This is a genomic window from Sphingomonas faeni (assembly GCF_023195535.1).
In the GTDB taxonomy this organism is placed as follows: Bacteria; Pseudomonadota; Alphaproteobacteria; order Sphingomonadales; family Sphingomonadaceae; genus Sphingomonas; species Sphingomonas faeni_B.
Map to the genome: position 1 here is coordinate 1 of NZ_JALPNF010000035.1, position 368 is coordinate 368.

Consider the following 368-nt stretch of genomic DNA (forward strand, 5'->3'; position numbering starts at 1 on the left):
CTGACTGTTGCTTTCTTATCACTCTATATACCCTCTTTTCGTTTTTCTCTTACATTCTATTTTTTTCTTTTTGTGAACAATCCGGCGACACCCGAGATCTACACCTCATAGCGATCGTCGGCAGCGTCAGATGTGTATAAGAGACAGGGGACAGGAATGCCCAGCGCCGCGGCGGTGTCTTCGTTGATCGTACCGCCCGGCTGCAACTGCACGCCGATATAGCCGCGCTCGATCGTGCCGCCCTTCATGAACTGTCTCTTATACACATCTCCGAGCCCACGAGACACCGTTAAAAAAAAAAAAAAAAAAAAAAAAAGAAAAAAAAAAAAAAAAAAATGAAAAACAACAGATGAATACACGATACACTA

At 43.8% G+C, this 368-nt stretch carries 1 protein-coding gene; it reads right to left on the reverse strand.

What is annotated here, in order from left to right; all coding sequences use genetic code 11:
• Nucleotides 1-98: 98 nt before the first annotated feature.
• Entirely contained in the window at nucleotides 99-248 is a 150-nt protein-coding gene (locus SPHN_RS18350; protein ID WP_248525284.1) for a hypothetical protein, read from the reverse strand.
• Nucleotides 249-368 lie beyond the last annotated feature (120 nt).